The 17,567-nt window shown below is 35.5% G+C and carries 15 protein-coding genes and 1 tRNA gene; 4 read left to right on the forward strand and 12 right to left on the reverse strand.

Annotated elements, in window-relative coordinates:
- Positions 1-72: 72 nt before the first annotated feature.
- From KR50_RS15920 to KR50_RS15935, 4 genes are all read right to left on the reverse strand, one after another.
- Complete coding sequence (locus tag KR50_RS15920; RefSeq protein WP_041060994.1) at positions 73-336, reverse strand: hypothetical protein; 264 nt, start codon at positions 334-336, stop codon at positions 73-75.
- Positions 337-1,209: 873 nt separating this feature from the next.
- The gene (locus tag KR50_RS18075; RefSeq protein ID WP_052477170.1) at positions 1,210-3,417 is read right to left on the reverse strand and encodes a DNA primase family protein; all 2,208 of its coding nucleotides are present in this window, start codon (positions 3,415-3,417) and stop codon (positions 1,210-1,212) included.
- A gap of 246 nt (positions 3,418-3,663) precedes the next feature.
- Positions 3,664-3,987, reverse strand: a complete 324-nt coding sequence (locus KR50_RS15930; RefSeq protein WP_041060995.1) for a DUF771 domain-containing protein — start codon at positions 3,985-3,987, stop codon at positions 3,664-3,666.
- 75 nt (positions 3,988-4,062) lie between these two features.
- On the reverse strand, positions 4,063-4,317 hold the full coding sequence (locus KR50_RS15935) for a helix-turn-helix domain-containing protein (RefSeq protein ID WP_332307482.1): 255 nt from the start codon (positions 4,315-4,317) through the stop codon (positions 4,063-4,065).
- A gap of 97 nt (positions 4,318-4,414) precedes the next feature.
- On the opposite strand from KR50_RS15935, the gene KR50_RS18080 reads away from it, so the two are divergent.
- The 3 genes from KR50_RS18080 (at position 4,415) to KR50_RS15945 (ending at position 6,082) form a co-directional block, all read left to right on the forward strand.
- Entirely contained in the window at positions 4,415-4,969 is a 555-nt protein-coding gene (locus KR50_RS18080) for a helix-turn-helix domain-containing protein (protein WP_052477171.1), read from the forward strand.
- Positions 4,970-4,992: 23 nt separating this feature from the next.
- Complete coding sequence (locus tag KR50_RS18775; RefSeq protein WP_232304299.1) at positions 4,993-5,283, forward strand: Arm DNA-binding domain-containing protein; 291 nt, start codon at positions 4,993-4,995, stop codon at positions 5,281-5,283.
- 76 nt (positions 5,284-5,359) lie between these two features.
- Positions 5,360-6,082: a site-specific integrase gene (locus tag KR50_RS15945; protein ID WP_232304300.1), complete on the forward strand. Its 723-nt coding sequence runs from the start codon at positions 5,360-5,362 to the stop codon at positions 6,080-6,082.
- 219 nt (positions 6,083-6,301) lie between these two features.
- On the opposite strand, the gene KR50_RS15950 is transcribed toward KR50_RS15945, so the two are convergent.
- Complete coding sequence (locus tag KR50_RS15950; RefSeq protein WP_041060996.1) at positions 6,302-10,126, reverse strand: YobI family P-loop NTPase; 3,825 nt, start codon at positions 10,124-10,126, stop codon at positions 6,302-6,304.
- Positions 10,127-11,000: 874 nt separating this feature from the next.
- Positions 11,001-11,072: transfer RNA gene (locus KR50_RS15955), tRNA-Arg, on the reverse strand.
- Positions 11,073-11,343: 271 nt separating this feature from the next.
- On the opposite strand from KR50_RS15955, the gene clpP reads away from it, so the two are divergent.
- Positions 11,344-11,961, forward strand: a complete 618-nt coding sequence (gene clpP, locus KR50_RS15960; protein ID WP_269746117.1) for an ATP-dependent Clp endopeptidase proteolytic subunit ClpP — start codon at positions 11,344-11,346, stop codon at positions 11,959-11,961.
- A gap of 540 nt (positions 11,962-12,501) precedes the next feature.
- On the opposite strand, the gene KR50_RS15965 is transcribed toward clpP, so the two are convergent.
- From KR50_RS15965 to trxB, 6 genes are all read right to left on the reverse strand, one after another.
- Positions 12,502-12,759: an HPr family phosphocarrier protein gene (locus KR50_RS15965; protein ID WP_041060999.1), complete on the reverse strand. Its 258-nt coding sequence runs from the start codon at positions 12,757-12,759 to the stop codon at positions 12,502-12,504.
- Between the two features lie 83 nt (positions 12,760-12,842).
- A complete protein-coding gene (gene whiA / locus KR50_RS15970) occupies positions 12,843-13,790 on the reverse strand; it encodes a DNA-binding protein WhiA (protein WP_041061001.1) in 948 nt (315 codons plus the stop codon).
- 176 nt (positions 13,791-13,966) lie between these two features.
- Positions 13,967-14,947 carry a gluconeogenesis factor YvcK family protein gene (locus tag KR50_RS15975; protein WP_041061004.1) on the reverse strand — a complete coding sequence of 327 codons (981 nt, stop codon included), beginning with the start codon at positions 14,945-14,947 and terminating at the stop codon, positions 13,967-13,969.
- Entirely contained in the window at positions 14,944-15,831 is an 888-nt protein-coding gene (rapZ, locus tag KR50_RS15980; RefSeq protein ID WP_041061007.1) for an RNase adapter RapZ, read from the reverse strand. The genes KR50_RS15975 and rapZ overlap by 4 nt, the downstream gene beginning before the upstream one ends.
- Before the next feature lie 18 nt (positions 15,832-15,849).
- Positions 15,850-16,308, reverse strand: coding sequence for an NUDIX hydrolase (locus tag KR50_RS15985; RefSeq protein WP_041061010.1), 459 nt, complete (start codon positions 16,306-16,308; stop codon positions 15,850-15,852).
- A 293-nt stretch (positions 16,309-16,601) separates the two neighbouring features.
- Positions 16,602-17,552 carry a thioredoxin-disulfide reductase gene (trxB, locus tag KR50_RS15990; protein ID WP_041061013.1) on the reverse strand — a complete coding sequence of 317 codons (951 nt, stop codon included), beginning with the start codon at positions 17,550-17,552 and terminating at the stop codon, positions 16,602-16,604.
- Positions 17,553-17,567: the final 15 nt, after the last annotated feature.

Here is a 17,567-nt window from a genome sequence, read left to right on the forward strand (position 1 = left end):
AATCGAAAAAGCATTTTTTCAGCAGAAGTGTAAAAAGGAAACGAGCAAAAAGTGTAAAATTCAACTTGACGTCTACAACACCTTATCCTGAATTAATGACCAAATAAATCTTTGCCTTCTCTGTCTTTTTTCAGGCGTTGTGATCCAGGGATACAATTCTTCGTATTTTTCTACATCACTTTCCAAATACAAAGCAGTTCTTCCGTTTGCCACGTATTGAACAACTGGAGGGAAATCATATCCACCTTTTTTCTCATGGATGCTTTGTCTTGGCATATCCCATCTTGTAGACATATCTGCAATAGTCATTAATTTTGGAATTTGAAATTCACTCATAAAATTTACCCTCTTTTATTTTTCAGTTTTAAAAGTCAGTCTCGAACAGAGAGAGTGCCCATATACACACTGACACTTGTCAGGTACATCTTTCGATGAACCGACACGTCAGTGCAATGGGTTTTTCCTACGAAAAAATACGTTCAACTACGTTGAATAGCCTTCGGGAAAATTGGTGAATCCATAAGATAGAATAATGATTTTTCCCAGGAGAGTTTCACTACTTCTTTTTGTTTATGAACCTACCACTCCAGTAGCAATTTAATTAAATACATTGCATCAGTTTATTTTTCAAAATCTTTATCGAGATTGTGTATTGAAATGAATTGTTAAAGCGTTCTTCTATACCTAGATAACGTTCATGAAAAAAATAAAAAGAAAAATTAGTATTCCCATAGTTCGGTTTCATCCTTTTAATTCATAAGGTCAATTTTTATATAATCAATTAGAAACTTCTACAGATGTTCTCTCAGAATTCTTCGATATTCGTTTTTCTGAATTACTTTAATCACTTACTATAATTTTTTGCTTTGTATTAAACTCTTCCTGGTGGTTTTGTAATCGATCATCTACTTTAGTAGATGATTAGTAGATAAAAATAAGAAGCTTCAACCTAAGAGCTACAAGGAATAAGATAGTTTAGTAGACGATGGTGATGATTATTCAACAACTAGCTAGAATTCTATGAAGTCTATCTCCACAGTCTTTATAGATCCATTTTTATATATTTTCTATTATTAATAGAAAAACCATCTACAATTGTCTACATAGTATATTTAGAGCCAGTGCCGCAAAGGATTTGATGGATTGAACAACTCAGAAAATCATCTACTGATCGTCACCTATCGTCTACTGTTAGTAGATGGTCGTTAATTAGGTTGAAAGTTGATAATTCGTTTTCTGTTTAACTAAGGTTCTGTTATTGTGCTGACTATTCATCAAGCTTTGGTAAACATCGTTTCTTACTGTCAATCCTTCGTAATGACGTTGACCCACTATTGTTTTAGCTTTGAATCCCCTCTCTTTTAGATTTCCCCCCAAAGCTTTAGATGACATTTCATATTCGCCGTTTTCCTGTGCCCATGCATTATAGGTTGCGTGAATATTTTTAAAGGCTTCTTTTGCTAAAGGATTGAATGTAATACAATCGTCTAAAAATTTTTTTACCACGTCCATATCTTCTCTATAATTCTCTGTTGCTGATGTCACACTGGTTGGACACTGAAGGCCATTTTCTAACCAATCAGCACAACCTTCAATAATCCAATTCAATATGCCAGATGCTTCACTAATTAGCTTTTCTTTTAAATGAGGATCACGCTCATGATCTTCAATTCTGATTGCAAAAGGAATTAGACGGATTCTATTCCATATAGCTTCTTTAGTTTCCTTTACAATAGGTTTATGGTTACCAGCAATAACAATCTTAAATTGTGGATTGTACTCAAAGAATTCCTTGTGTAGAAAACGTGCTTTTATTTTACCTCCCCCAGTTAACTGTTTGATCTTACTTTCAGCAAATTGGCGCCCTTTTTCCGTTTCTTGAGCTGTTACAAATCGACTACCTTTAAGACCTGCAATATCATTACTAATTCCTTCTTGCTTCTGCTGTATGAATGTATTCATTGGTGTTGTGTCTGCATATTCTCCTATTATGTGATTTATCACTTCTAAAAATGTTGACTTCCCATTCCTTCCTCCACCATAAAGAAAGAAGAACTTCTGTTCACTAGTATCGCCTGTTAGTGAATACCCAATAATTCTTTTAAGATAATCGATCATGGATCGATCTTCACCCATGATCTTATTTAGGAACTTGTCCCATACTTCACATTTTGTAGATGGATCAAAATTGACATTAGATTTTTTACTGATCAAATCTGTTTTTTTATGTTCCTGGAGTCTACCCGTTCTAAGATTAAACGTGCCGTTTGATAAATTGAATAAATAGGGATCCTTGTCTAATTGATCCATGTCAACGACTATCTCACTTTGAAACCTAGCTGTATTAACCATCGCTTTCAATCGTGCAAGATTTTCTGTATCGTTTGCGAATTTAAACATTGCTTTTTGTTTTTTTTCATCATCGATATTCATTGCATCTTTACGAATTTCATTGGATATTGTTTGAGCGAAAAGCAAAACCCTCTCTTGAAAATCGTATGCCCACCTAGAACCATCCCATAACAACCAAGACTCTTGTTTATGGGAGTATTTAATCTTATCCCCATATTGATCTATTAAGCGTTTAGCATTACCTAAATCAGTTAAGGAATATGTTTTCTGATGATGTTCAATATTCTCATAAGTTGTTCGAACCGAATTCACAAGATTGAACTCATTGATCGATGCAATCGTTTTTCTCAATTCCTGTACTGAAAAATCTTCTTTGTCATCCATGAAGTATTTATATACTAAATGCAGACTTTGATCTATAAGCTTGTCAGGAGCCATACCATACCTCTTCGAATTACTACCTAAATCGAATATTGACTGATTACGGCTGCCGTTTATTAAAGGTATAGGAAACTCATATTGTTTTGTTGTAGCAGTGTTCCAAATCGGTCTTAGATAATCCGGTAATTCATCCAATTCATCTTCAATTTTGGAAATAAATCTATTTTTTGTATTTTCAGTAGGAAAGACTATCAAACTATTTGTAGTACCAACTCTAGTGTCAATAACAATCCCTATTGATGTAAACCATTTACTTATCATTTTTATCTTCTGATTTTCAGGAGTTTCAGCTTTAAATATAAATTGCATACCGTTTGGTGTTTTAATTAGATGAAACTTAACTCTTTCACCTTTTAAGAGTCTATTAAGATATGAAGCAGCAATAGAATTATCAATATCAATTACTATATGATTTTGAGCGATTACTGCGCCTATCCATCCGCCTTTTTCAAGGTGCCGATCAATTTCAACACTTGTAAGTGATGGTTTATCCTTATAAGCACCCAATGGAGCCTTTGCCTTGCTATATTCCTTATTGTTAATATAGCCTCTACAGGGAATTATCTTTGCACCTGGTAAGACCGAATGAACTGTATTTGTATAATCTTTAACTAGACTAACCATTGGCGACTCCTTTCCTTATAACTTATAATCACTATTGTAAATTCTGTCATTTTTTGATATAATGAACTAAATAAAATTTACTTTCAGCTACAACCTGATCAGAGGTTTGTGGCTTTTTCTTCTACATTTGTAGTAAAAGTTTTGAAGAATAACCTATTAATGATTTTCTTTTATTCTTTTCAAAAAGTCCCTAGTCATTTTCGAGTTAAAAATGGATTTACATGAGCAAGATTATAGCTCCTTAGATCAACTCCCTTTGTAAATATCAGTAAAATGCCTATCCAAGAATTGAGACATTTTTCTTGCATGGAAAGACCAACTTTGGCCCTTATTAGATGGATAGTAAACAAAACCACCATTATTAACATCTAGGAGTTTCTTGAACCTTGGAATATACAAAATGTTATCTTGTAACCAACTGCGCTTTTTTCCTGTCCGATTTTCTAAATCTTTTAGGCTCCAATAAAAACCCACCAACTCATTTTTTTTCAACCTCTCCAATTCCACTTTAGAGACCAAGACGTGATCTTCTGGAATCGCTATTGTTAGATTTACTGATAGTTGCTGCATAATTTCACCTCCTTTAAATTGATAAGAAAACTATCATTGATCTACTATCTAAAAACAGCATTTATAATGCTGTTTTTAATTAAAAAAAATATAACTAACATCTATGTGTGGATATACAATTTTTGTTTTTTCGATAAAATTCCTAGAAGCTTTAATAGAGCCCCTTTCAACTTTCTCGTACATTGATAGTGAAACCCCAATAGTTCTCGCCATCTCATACTGATTAAGACCATTAGACCTTCTAAAAGCTTTAAGTTTCGAACCTGACATTCTTTCCATATAATTTTCCTCATTTCTCACAATATATTTGTGTATAGCATATAACAGCATTTATAATGCTGTCAAGCATCTGTAATGCTGTTTTTGATTGTGTAGTTACTCAACAAATGATTTAATATTATTAGAACTAATTTTTGGAGGTGAAAGAATGAATGAAGATGTAAATTTGTTCGGTAAAAAAATTAAAGACTTAAGAAAAAATAAAAGGATGACACAGAAAGCAATGGCACAAAAATTAGGTTTGTCAGAAAGCTCTGTGCGAATGTGGGAACTAGGAAAAAACAAACCTAGCCCTGAAACAATTCAAGAAATCTCAAAAGTGCTGAATGCTGAATTATATGAGCTGTTAAAACTTGGTGGATACAATGTTTTAGTAAACGAAATCATAAAAATGGGTGGTAAAAATCAAAGCTTTTTGGAAGAGTCTCAAAGTCAGTATAGAAGCGATAACCACCTAAACTTAGGAAATAAGAAAGACATAGATAAGCTTGAGGTAAATAAACATGAAGTATCTTTGGATGAACGTGAAGGGATAATAACTAGATGGGAAGATTCTGAAGAACTAAGAAAAAGGCTCTTTGATCTACATTTCATTTTGCACAACAATCAATTTAAAGATGTTTATTATAAAAAGAAACTCCTAACAATAGATGAAAAACAAAAAATCGAATCAATGCTTGAAATAATTCTCACTCAAGAATAATCATAACAAGGAGGTGAATCAAAATGGCCAGTATCCAAAAACGAGGAAAGGTCTATCAATACACGGTAAGCTATATGGTTGATGGAAAGTCAGCACCTATCCGCAAAAGTGGATTTAGAACTAAAAAAGAAGCACAAGTAGCCGCTGCAGAAATTGAACAGCGTTTAGCACGAGGAAAAAATCCCACAATTGATAAAATTTTATTCTGTGAGTATTTTGAAAAGTGGATGGAAGTTCACAAATCACATATAAGTCCAGTGACAAAAACGTTATTTAAACTCCCTCAGAACGATACAAGACCATTTTGGCGGTAAAACCCTTCAAAGCATTACAAAAGACGAGTACAAGCTATTTTTAAACAATTACGGTCATACGAGAGCAAAGGAATCCGTGAGGAAGTTAAATACTCATATTAGAGCATGTGTAAAAGAAGCAATCGATCAGGACATTATTGATAAGGATTTTACACGAGGAATTAAACCTACCGGATCTGTGGAAGCAAAGAAGCCAATCGAAAAATATTTAGATTACCAAGACTACACATTGTTAATGGAAGAAGTACACAATCGTTTGGATCAATCACTTGGTTACTATGCTATTCTTCTTGGATTAAAAACCGGAATACGTTTTGCAGAAATTGTAGGGATTACGAGGAAGGACTTTGATTTCAAGAATAGCACAATCGATATAAATAAAACTTGGGATTATAAAGAAGGCAGAGGACAAACAAAAACAAAAAATAGGGATTCTGAACGAATTATCGTAGTAGATATCGTGACTATGAACAAATTTAAAGAATTATTCCACAAGACCCCTTCCAATGTTCAAGGATTAGTTTTCTTCAACCCTTCTGAAAAATCAAACGTTATTTCAAATTCATGGGTAAATAAGATATTGCGTAAAATGTGTGTTGCCCTCAAGATCAAGCAAATTACTTTTCATGGTACGCGCCATACGCATGCTAGCGTGCTGCTGTATCGTAAATATTCAATTCAGTTTGTTTCAAAGCGGCTAGGTCATAGTGATATAAACACCACCTTGAAAGTTTACACGCACATCTTAGAAGAGCAATTAGAAGAAGAAAACGAACGATTGATAAAGGGATTGGCATAAATGTTCATGCTCCTATTGAAGAATGAAGTGGAAAAACGAAGAGTTTATCATCGTATTCTGCTGTTTTTTCACCTTTGTATAACCAAGTTGTTCAATCAACTTAATGAAACAATTAAAAGCACATCCTATTAAGGTTGTGCTTTTGCTGTTATAACTTGATGCTTTTTGAATATACTCAAAATTACCATGATAATTTATTACTAGAAGTTCTCTACATTTTTATATCAATGCTAAAATATCTGGCCTATTACGACCAATTGCACGAAAAAGTTCTGCGTTATTTTCATCAGTATCAAAATCTGTTATCCATTTTCTTTTTTTGAAATCATCTAAAATGGTCTCGTTAACTTTATTTATTTCAAATGTTGGTCTTTTTCTTTCAAATAAGCTTATATAATCTGCCATCTGAAGAGTTCTAAGGGATTTTATTACATGCTTTTCGCTCATGTCAGGTAAGCACTGAGCAAACAACTCCATTTTAGTTTCCATTTCGAGTTGATCGGACAAAAACAATTCTGTAAGTAATTCAAAAGGGACGGAATAACCTGCAGATATTATTTCTTCTACGTGTTGGATTGAGATAGTTTTTATAGATTTCGAAATAGTATTACTTCTTTCATTAGTGTAGCGATCAAGCAAATATGGGATATCCTCTAGATTAAAATTGTGTTCTAAAATATGTAATTTTACTGGATCAGAATAATCCTTTTCCTTTAACGTGATTACATCGGATGAGAATTCTAGCAGACTGATTTTGTATTTATCCTCTACATTTTCATTTAATACTGAGAGTAATTCATCCATTTCAAAGTTATCTTCGTTAATTACCACTTCCGTGTATTGACGAATGTTATGTTTAATGAAACACAATAACAAACTGCTGTAATTCTCTCTCATAAATATAAGGTTCTCCTCTGTCATATACATTATATCGATTTTTATGAGGATTTTTATCTTATCCTCATCAATCTCAGTATTAGAAAATGTTTTAAAATGTCTCTCAAAAGTTTTTAATATCGATTCATACCTTTCATTAGTTAGTTCGTTATTATTTACTAATGCCATAAAGAACTTAGTAGCAGACTCTTCTCCAAATTTAGTATCGATTGTAGACGATTCAAATTCCAACAGTCGATCAGATTCGTTTATAAAGTCAATCAAACACAAATCTAATTCTTGATGGAAGAAATAATTTAAAATATTGTTCTCGGAATATTCTACTATCTGTTCTTGTAATAACAAGGCCCATATATCAGTATCATTGACATTATCGATAAGTTGAATAGATGTCTTTAAATAGCTTATATACATATTTTTATCTTCTGGATCAATCTCAGTATGATTGATTATTGACAATGCAACTGATTCTGCGTCTGTTATAAGCTCATCGCAGTTCTCCAAAATCTCTTTAATATAATGATTAAAATTCCTATTCACATATTGCGTTAAAGGTTCGTCCTGCTTAGAAATAACCAAAGTGTAATTTTTATTTTTGAAATCATCGCTTTTATCCAATCCATAAACTCTTTCAAGCATTAAACAAATTAGGTCAAAGGTCAGTTTGTACAAATTGTTTTGATATACTTCTTGGAACACTCTATTGTTTGCTTCTGCATAATTAATCCACTCAAATTTAACTCCAAGTAAAGAAAAACCAGCAATCAACTTTTCAATATCTGGTGATTCAATATCAAGAAAATCATCGCTATTGGCTATAAAATCAGTTAGACAATTGCTCTTATTTAGATTTTCTATAGCTGCATCGGGAGAATAATACAAACTATATACAGAGTACTGCTTTTTCTGATCGTAGCTAAAATCACCCTCATCTTGTACGCTATGAAAAATATTTGGCCACATATTATTTATCTCTTTGATAAATAACTTCGTTTCTCTTTTTCTTCCTAGCTCTAAAAAACCAAAAATAAAATGGAAATTTGTTGTGTCCTTTAATTGATGAAGGAAGCTAATTAAATACTTATCGTTATTCGACTTTGTTAATAGTAAATGCTTCAATAAATCAAAATTAAGGATTTCGACATGATCAAAATGACCAAGTGTCAATCTAGAAATTACCTTTTTCGGATCATTAAGTGAATAGGAATAATCTTTTGGTATTTGATCTGTAACACTTAGTAAAAAATTCTTATCGATCCGACTTAGGCTATTTTCATAGAAATACGTCATATAATCTGAATAGTTCTCATCGATGTATCCGTATCGCACTAAATATTTTATCAGAGGAAAATAATTACTTCCTTTAATTTCTTCGAACTTATTTTGTTCACCAATTTCATTCGTATATGTAACGCTAAATATGGTATCAATATTATCTTTGCAAATAAATTTCGATAACTTACTATTTTGTACAGTGTTTTTTTGTTTTATTAACCTTTGATGTTCAACTTTCAGCTTTTCAATTTGATTCTCCGTTTTTCTATCAATAGCTTTTTTACGTTCAATATACTCTTGACCCTGTCTTATTTTATTCAGTTCAGAGGTTACGTCAAGATGTTGTTCGTACCTAGATTGAGTAGTAAATGTGACTTGATCAGGATTATCTTTAATTGCTTTAACCAATTGGACTCGTGTTTTAAATTGGGTTACACCTAATCCAGCGATTCTTACTATTTGGTAATTTCCTAGTAAATATATTGCATCCAGTTCGTTAATAGATTCAATTATTTCATCTTCTGACAACTGAATCTTTTCTTTAATTTCACCAATTTTATGATCAATTTTTTCTATTTCTTGCTCAATGAATAATGGTTTATTTTCAAACAACGTATAAACAAAGCCCGTTCTAAGATGAAGATCACTGAAATCTTTTGGGAATAGATTTTTATACACAATAATTCCTAGTAGTTTATTATTGTCTAGGTTTATTAATGTTGAATCTGATAATTCTTTATTTTCCTGCTCTGTCTGTGATTCATCCTCCTTGAACAAGATGCGATTATGGTAAATAATAAATTCGTTATAAATATTTTTTAAAATTCTCATGTCATCTATATATAATGATAATTCGTTAAGAAAATTCTCAACGAATAAGTCTAAAATTTTCCCCTCATTAAGATGACCAATTAGTTGGTCGTAAGAATTAGAGCCATCAATAACTGGAACAATGGGAAGAATAAAGTCAAAAAACTTTGTGCGATCTTTTGATGTGAAAATATCATCCTTTAATAAATATAAAAATCGAATGGGTGGTCTATCTTCTTCTGCTTTTTTATTATTAACAAGTGTATTAATTTCTCTTAGTTTTTCAAATATTTTATTCGCATTAAATCTATCCATATCTTCGAAAACAATTGCATCAGCGTTTGAATGTTCAAACAGATAAAGTACCTCATTTAAATATTTGTCAAAAAAAGAATCATCCTTTTCCTCAAATATCTCAATTTCATTTCCTTGTAATTTGAGCCTTTTTAAAATATTTTTGTTCTTTTGAAAAGTTATTATAAAATATGTTGCTATTCCGAGGATTACAAAACACGCTAATCCACTGAATAATAATGTGATATTACTTGTGGTCCACATTAATGTGCTTTTTAGCCATTCTGCTTTTAATGTAGGAACAAAGGAAGACCACTTATTAAAAGAGTTAATATAATAAACTAGGATTAAAAACGTGATAAATATCATTGTGCTAAAAATAATCTTTTTTGGTTCAGCTTTTTGTTTAATTTTAAATTTAGTCTGAGGAATTTTATTTTGTTTAATCTGATGAATGAGCTGGTTGAGAATTTTCCCTTCTAAAATAGCTTTATCAGTAGTGTTCCCTCCTTCAACTGATTCAGAGGTTGTTTCAGAAAAGTGTGCAAGTGAAATATGTAAAAATCGTTTGTCAGAAGACTTGAGTTTGTAAGACTCTATTACACTGCTTTTTCCCGCGCTGTATGGACCAGATATTGCAACATTCCTAATATCATTATTTTCAAAGACGAAATTAAGTGCATCATCATATATATGTAACTTAGCATTATTAATAGGGGTTAATGTTTGGAAATTATATTCTTTTTTATCTTTTTTCTCCCGTTCCACTTATAAACCTCCATGCAATATATTTAATAAGTATTGCTACATTATATTATTAGAATATCAAAATTCAGCAATAATTGTTTAATTTTGTTGGGATAGGATGAATTAATGAAGAAATAAAAGAACTAACCAAATGACAGGAGGGTTGTTTCGATGTGAGATACTTTCTTGAAAATAAGCAAATACAAAGTAATCATCCCTCTTTGGCAAATAGCCCCTAATATAAAAGACGCATTCCAGAAAGTAATAGCGCCCAATGTAGAGTGTCCTTTTCTAATAAATATTAACGTTGTACTACCTAGCAAATAGATCTGTAGCTTTTGTTTTTCGCTTTCTTCTAAAATTAAAGTGGCGCGGAATCATTCACATCAGATGATATTACATGATTTTCTCCACGTTATAGAAAACACAAAATTCTACATGAATACATTTTCTAACATCTGATATATCTGTTTCTTTGACCAAAAGCATTAAGCTATAATATTTTGCTTAATCTGTGTGATCCACTTGAGATCAAGCCTATCACCTTCCACGGTCTGCCCCACACTCATGATAGCTTTCTCCTTGCACCGCAAATACTTGATCCAGTCTGTTACCAAACGGTTAGGCCACAGGGATATAAAAGCCACACTGATAGTGTAAGTTCATAAGCTTTTAAACAATCAGAAAAAAACGAACAATTGAAAAAAGATTCAACAAAATGTTCGTTCACCTGTTTTTAATGTGTAAAAAATGTGTAAAAAATGTGTAAAACGTATCAAAACTGACACTATTCTTACAAAAATAAAAAGTAGTCAAAACCGTTATAAACGCGGTTATATCAACGTTTAAAATAGTTATGACTACTTACTCAAATCAACGTACATAATGGTATATACGCCCTCGAAGGGAATCGAACCCCTATCTCAAGAACCGGAATCTTACGTGTTATCCATTACACCACGAGGGCAAAATTTTAGAGAGGAACCAGTTCATCTGTTTCCTTCAGGCGAAACAAATATCTTCGCGTGTGTTCTTTAAGGACACTTGATTATTATAATAGACAATAAGAGGATATGCAATAGGAAATGTCGAATCCTATTTGTAATGCCTTAAACTTGTTAAACGCATAGGTGAATGGGTATGATGGTAGTAATACCGTAAGGCGGAAAATCAGCCATATGATTTGACCTTTCCTGACCTTAGTTGTATGATGACAATACATATCTCATAAAAGAGAAATAAAGGAGGAATTTAGGATGAATTTAATTCCAACAGTTATTGAACAAACAAATCGTGGAGAGCGCGCATACGACATTTATTCACGTCTTTTAAAAGACAGAATTATTATGCTTGGAAGCGGAATTGATGACAATGTAGCCAATTCTATCGTTTCTCAGCTGCTATTCCTGGAAGCAGACAATCCGGAAAAAGATATTTACCTTTATATTAACTCTCCAGGCGGAAGCATTACAGCCGGAATGGCAATCTATGATACGATGCAATTCATTAAGCCGAAGGTTCATACAATTTGTATCGGTATGGCTGCTTCAATGGGTGCTTTCCTTCTTGCAGCAGGCGAAAAAGGACACCGTTACGCCCTGCCTAATGCCGAAGTCATGATTCACCAGCCACTTGGCGGTGCTCAAGGACAGGCAACTGAAATTGATATCGCAGCGAAGCGCATTCTTTTCCTTCGTGACAAACTGAATCAAATTCTTGCAGACCGTACAGGCCAGGACTTTGATACTATTCAGCGGGACACTGAGCGTGATAACTTCATGACAGCGGGCCGAGCGAAGGATTATGGCTTAATCGATCAAATCATGGAACGAAATGAAATTACTGATAACAAATAATAAGATAAAAGAAGACCCGTCAACTTTGTTGGCGGGTCTTCTTTTACGGGTAAAAGTTATGTAGAACACTAGCTTCTACAGCCTTCACTACACATTCTTTTTGTTAAACTTTACAATACTGGGCAGCAGCCAATAGCCAAGGATCGCTCCAACTACGATGCTTCCAATAAAAAAGGTTGTCTCAAATTCTCCATTTATAAGGCTTAGTACAATAGCAACCAAACCTAATAATGCAGCAAATGAGAGGCTGAGAACCACTCTCTTTTTATTAATAATAAAACTCCTCCTGCGTTTAACATATGGAATTTGAGAACACTGCCTTATGCCTATTCCCTCTTTCAGCCTTTTTACACACCAACATGACCGGTTGTTTATTTTGGCGGTAAAGGGATGTATTGACTCAATGCCCAATATGTCTGAAGACACGTCCATGTTCTAATGATTAATGACATTATTTAAGGGGAAAACCCCTGCCATCTTCTATATTCATTCAAATAAAAAACCCTGCACAGAAAATGTAAGCAGGGACGTTGCGACAAGCTATTTTGTTTCTTCCACGTATGATGCAAGCGATTGCAGAGCCTCATCTTCATCCAATCCCTCTGTCATCAGCGTAAAGCTGGTGCCCGGTCCTAATGCTAAGCTCATCAGTCCCATGATACTTTTTGCATTAACCTTTTTACCATCTTTTTCGATAAATACGTCTGATTTGTAACGGGTGGCCTCTTGAACAAAAAGTGCTGCCGGCCTAGCCTGCAAACCGGACTTTAATTTAACAGTTACGTCCTGTTGCTTCATTTAACATCCCCCTCATTTGGTCATATTGTTGGTCGAAACTTTATTTGTATTCTACTCTTTACCACTAATTAGCTGTTTCAATCTTAATTTTCTACCATTTCGCCTTTACGGAGCTTTTCTGCAATCTGATCGATTTTCCGCAATCGATGATTTATGCCTGATTTGCTGATGTTTCCGCCAGAAACCATTTCACCGAGTTCTTTTAATGTAACATCCTGATAGGCGACTCTTAATTCAGCAATTTCACGAAGTTTTTCAGGCAAAATGCTTAATCCTGCATACCGTTCAATAAACCGGATGTTTTCCACCTGGCGTAAAGAGGCACCGATCGTTTTATTAAGGTTAGCTGTTTCACAGTTCACTAAGCGATTAACAGAGTTTCTCATGTCCCGTACAATGCGGACATCTTCAAAGCGGAGCAGCGCCTGATGGGCACCGATTAAGCTGAAAAATTCAGTGATTTTTTCTGCTTCTTTTAAGTAAGTGATAAAGCCTTTTTTCCGTTCGATCGTTTTACTGTTAAGACCAAACGTGTTCATTAATTGACATAAGGAATCATTATGCTCTTCATATAATGTGAAAATCTCCAGATGATAGGAGGACGTTTCCGGGTTATTGACAGATCCGCCTGCAAGAAATGCGCCGCGCAGATATGCACGCTGACAGCATTTTTTCCCTAGAATGGAAGGAGAGATTTCGTGATTGATGGCAAAGCCTTCTTCAAGGATGCTTAGGTCTTTTAGAATATTCTTGGCCTGTTCTACCACTCTAACTATATAAACGTTATTCTTTTTGAGTCTCATTTTTTTACGGACAAGAAGCTCAACTTGAATAGCGTAATTTTTTTTAATCAAGGTATAAATTCTTCTGGCAATTGCTGCGTTTTCTGTTTGGATATTTACAACAAGCAGCCGATTGGAAAAGGATAAAGATCCATTCATGCGGATAAGAGCTGACAGCTCTGCTTTGGCGCAGCAATCGGCTGATTCGATCTGAGTTAGCTCTTTCTTCGTTTCTGATGCAAATGACATGCTCATTCACCAGCCTTTCTTCAGATCGTTGAAAACCAAGTATTTTTCGTTGTTTGTTCAGAGACTGTCCGCTCATGATCATGCAGATCACTTCGGCATCATTTCTCAAATGCCACATCTTAAAATGACGATTGCTTTCAACTGGTCTGTTTTCTACCACTTCAAATCTTTAAAACTTATAAGGACGTGCGTTTGTCGTGAAGCAGCTTTGAAATAATGGAAGCTACACGCTCTGTATCATGACGAATCAGTCCATTATGGTGTGTAATAATTTTATCATAAACTACCTCAAGACCGAGGCTGTGAAGACGATCGACATCAAATCGTACGGGTTCTGCCATTTCTTTATCATAAAGGGATTTTACTTCCATCGGGATTTCTTCATTGTTTACCAGAACATAATCTAAAAAACCGTCTCCCATATGCTTATAAAGGGCATTTATGTGATCCGCAGCAGTATAGCTGAGCGTTTCACCCGCCTGAGTCATTAAATTGCAGATATAAACCTTAGGAGCAGTGGAGGCAATGACGGCTTTTCCTATTTCTTTTACAAGCAAATTAGGTAGAATGCTTGTATATAAAGAACCTGGTCCAATTACAATCATGTCTGCTTCCTGTATGGCTTCTACTGCCTTAGGTAACGCTTTCACGTGTTCAGGCGAAAGAAATACCCGGCTGATTTTTTTTCCTGAGAAAGGAATCTTTGACTCCCCTTTGATGATCGAACCATCTTCCATTTCCGCTGAAAGAAGTATGCTTTGGTTCGCAGAAGGCAGCACCTGTCCCCGAACATTGAGGACTTTGCTCATTTCCTGTATTCCATGGGCAAAATCACCTGTTATCGAGGTCATGGCCGCTATGATCAGATTCCCTAAAGCATGTCCGCTCAATTCATTTTTACTTACAAAGCGGTACTGAAACATTTCTTCAACCAGCGGCTCTACATCTGATAAAGCTGCCAGCACGTTACGAATATCACCCGGCGGCGGTATGTTCAAATCTGCCCGAATCCGCCCTGAACTTCCCCCGTCATCCGCTACTGTCACAATGGCTGTTAAATCGAGAGGCTGATTTTTCAAGCCCCGGAGGAGCACAGACAATCCTGTACCTCCTCCAATTACTACTACTTTTCCTTGCTTGGAATGCTTTGGTGTCAACTTGTAGCCCTCTTGCGTTTTTCAATATCACGGTGGGTAATTCGTGTATGATAATCTTTGGTAAAGGAACGGGCAATCTCCTCTGTCAAAGCGACAGACCGGTGCTGTCCGCCTGTGCAGCCAATTGCTACAACAAGCTGGCTTTTCCCTTCTCGCTTATAGTGCGGCAGCATAAAGGTCAAAAGATCCAGCGTTTTTTCTAAAAATTTCTGTGTCTCTGTCCATTTCATCACATAATCGGAAACTTCCTCATCCAGACCCGTTTGCGCTCTCATGTGGTCGATGTAGTGCGGGTTGGGAAGAAACCGCACATCAAAAACGAGGTCTGCGTCAATTGGGATGCCGTATTTAAAGCCGAATGACATAACATTAACAGTAAATAGAGACTGTTTATTTGCTGAAAATTCAGCAAGGATTTTTTCGCGCAGCTCTCTTGGTTTTAAAGTGGACGTATTGTAGATTGTTTGTGCACGCCCTTTTAAATCCTGCAGTAAAAGCCGCTCCTGTTCAATCCCTTCCAATGGCAGACCAAGCGGCGCAAGGGGGTGGGAGCGCCGTGTTTCTTTATAGCGTCTGACAAGCGCATCGTCATCTGCATCCAAATAAAGAATTCTTGGCGTTACGTAATCGGACTCGTGAAATTGGTCCAGCGCCTTAAATAGAGAATCAAAAAACTCTCTGCCTCTTAAATCCATGACAAGCGCCACACGATTCATCTTGTTATTCGATTCTTTCATCAGTTCTAAAAACTTTGGCATTAGTGTAGGAGGAAGGTTATCCACGCAGAAAAAACCGAGATCTTCAAAGCTTTGAACGGCGACTGTTTTACCAGCACCGGACATCCCTGTAATAATGACCAGTTCAACATCATTGACTGCTGACATGAGGATTCCCCCTTTATCTTAGTTTGGATCTAAACGATAGGAAAGAAGCTTAAAATCTTTCGTATAAGTAAATGTTCCATACATAACGCCTTGACCATGCGCCACGTATTCAAGGATGTGGCGGTCGCCTTCTGCCATATCAAGCGTTTGAATGGCTTCTAATGGCTGCCATTGTAGAATGCCTTCAGGAGATTCATCCATCACGACACCGTCGCCTTCCGTAGCTAAAAAGGTAAACATCATCCATTCTGAAACCACTTCTTTGCCTTCTTTAATGATAAATGTGAAGATCCCTTTAATATCGGGATTTTTAACATAAATGCCGGTTTCTTCCCGGTATTCACGTATACAGGCATCGCGTACTGATTCTCCTGACTCCATTTTTCCGCCTGGTGCGACCCACCAATTTCTGCGTGGTTTTTGAAGAAGCAGCGCCTGCCCTTCTTTTATATATACACAATTCGTAATTCGCTGCATTTTATCACCTGCTCAATTTTGCTCATTCATTATATTATACATGCTTTTAACTCCCTGAACAATTGGGGAGGATTGCGCCTGATTGTCTGTGCCTGCCACTCGTTAACATTTCGCCGCTCATAGAGAATTATCCTGCCCGCATAAAAAAAGGGCACGGACAACAGTGTCCGTGCCAAAAGTAATCTATACTAAAAGGGGGTCAATTACTTATGCTCTTACTATACCCTTTATGTGTTGCACTGCTGTTACAGTGAAGTAACGTTTCTATAAACTTTTTGTATAGACATAATTTATTACTGAGTAACTTTAAGAGATTCTTTCAATTCTTCAACATAATGCTGAACTGCCTGTGCGGCAATGCTGCCATCACCTGTTGCTGTTACGATCTGGCGAAGCGTTTTATCGCGTACATCGCCTGCTGCAAAGATGCCCTGTACATTGGTCTCCATAGTAGAGTTCGTTTCAATATATCCTTCATCATTTAGGATTTTTAACGATTCAAACGGTTTTGTAAGAGGAACCATGCCGATGTAAATAAATGCTCCATCTGCAGCAAATGGGCTTTCGCTGCCATCTTCTGTTGACATAAGCGTTACAGACCCTACTTTGCCATTTTCATCATTGATTTCCTTTACAGTGTGATTCCAGATAAAGTCGATTTTGTCGTTATCAAAAGCGCGCTGCTGTAAAATTTGCTGAGCACGAAGCTTATCGCGGCGATGAACAATCGTTACTTTGTTTGCAAAGCGCGTCAAGTAAATGCCTTCTTCTACAGCAGAGTCTCCTCCGCCTACGACAACAAGGTCTTTTCCTTTAAAAAATGCACCATCACATACTGCGCAATAAGAAACACCGCGTCCGCCAAGTTCTTTTTCACCTGGAACGCCAAGTTTTTTATATTCTGCACCGGTAGAAAGAATGATTGAACGGGCTTTGTATTCTTTTGACCCAGCTTTGATGGTCTTGAACTCTTTGCCGTCAATGATTTCTTTTACATCTCCATAAGCATATTCTGCGCCGAATTTTTTTGCGTGATCAAACATTTTATTTGAAAGATCCGGGCCAAGGATATGATCAAAACCAGGGTAGTTCTCAACATCCTCTGTGTTGGCCATTTGTCCGCCGGGCACACCGCGTTCGAGCATCAAAGTGGAGAGATTTCCCCTTGATGTGTAAACCGCTGCAGTCATGCCAGCTGGACCGGCTCCGATAATCACTACATCGTAAATTTTTTCTTCTGTCATGAAAATACACTCCTT

Source organism: Jeotgalibacillus campisalis (genome assembly GCF_000829515.1).
Lineage (GTDB): Bacteria > Bacillota > Bacilli > Bacillales > Jeotgalibacillaceae > Jeotgalibacillus > Jeotgalibacillus campisalis.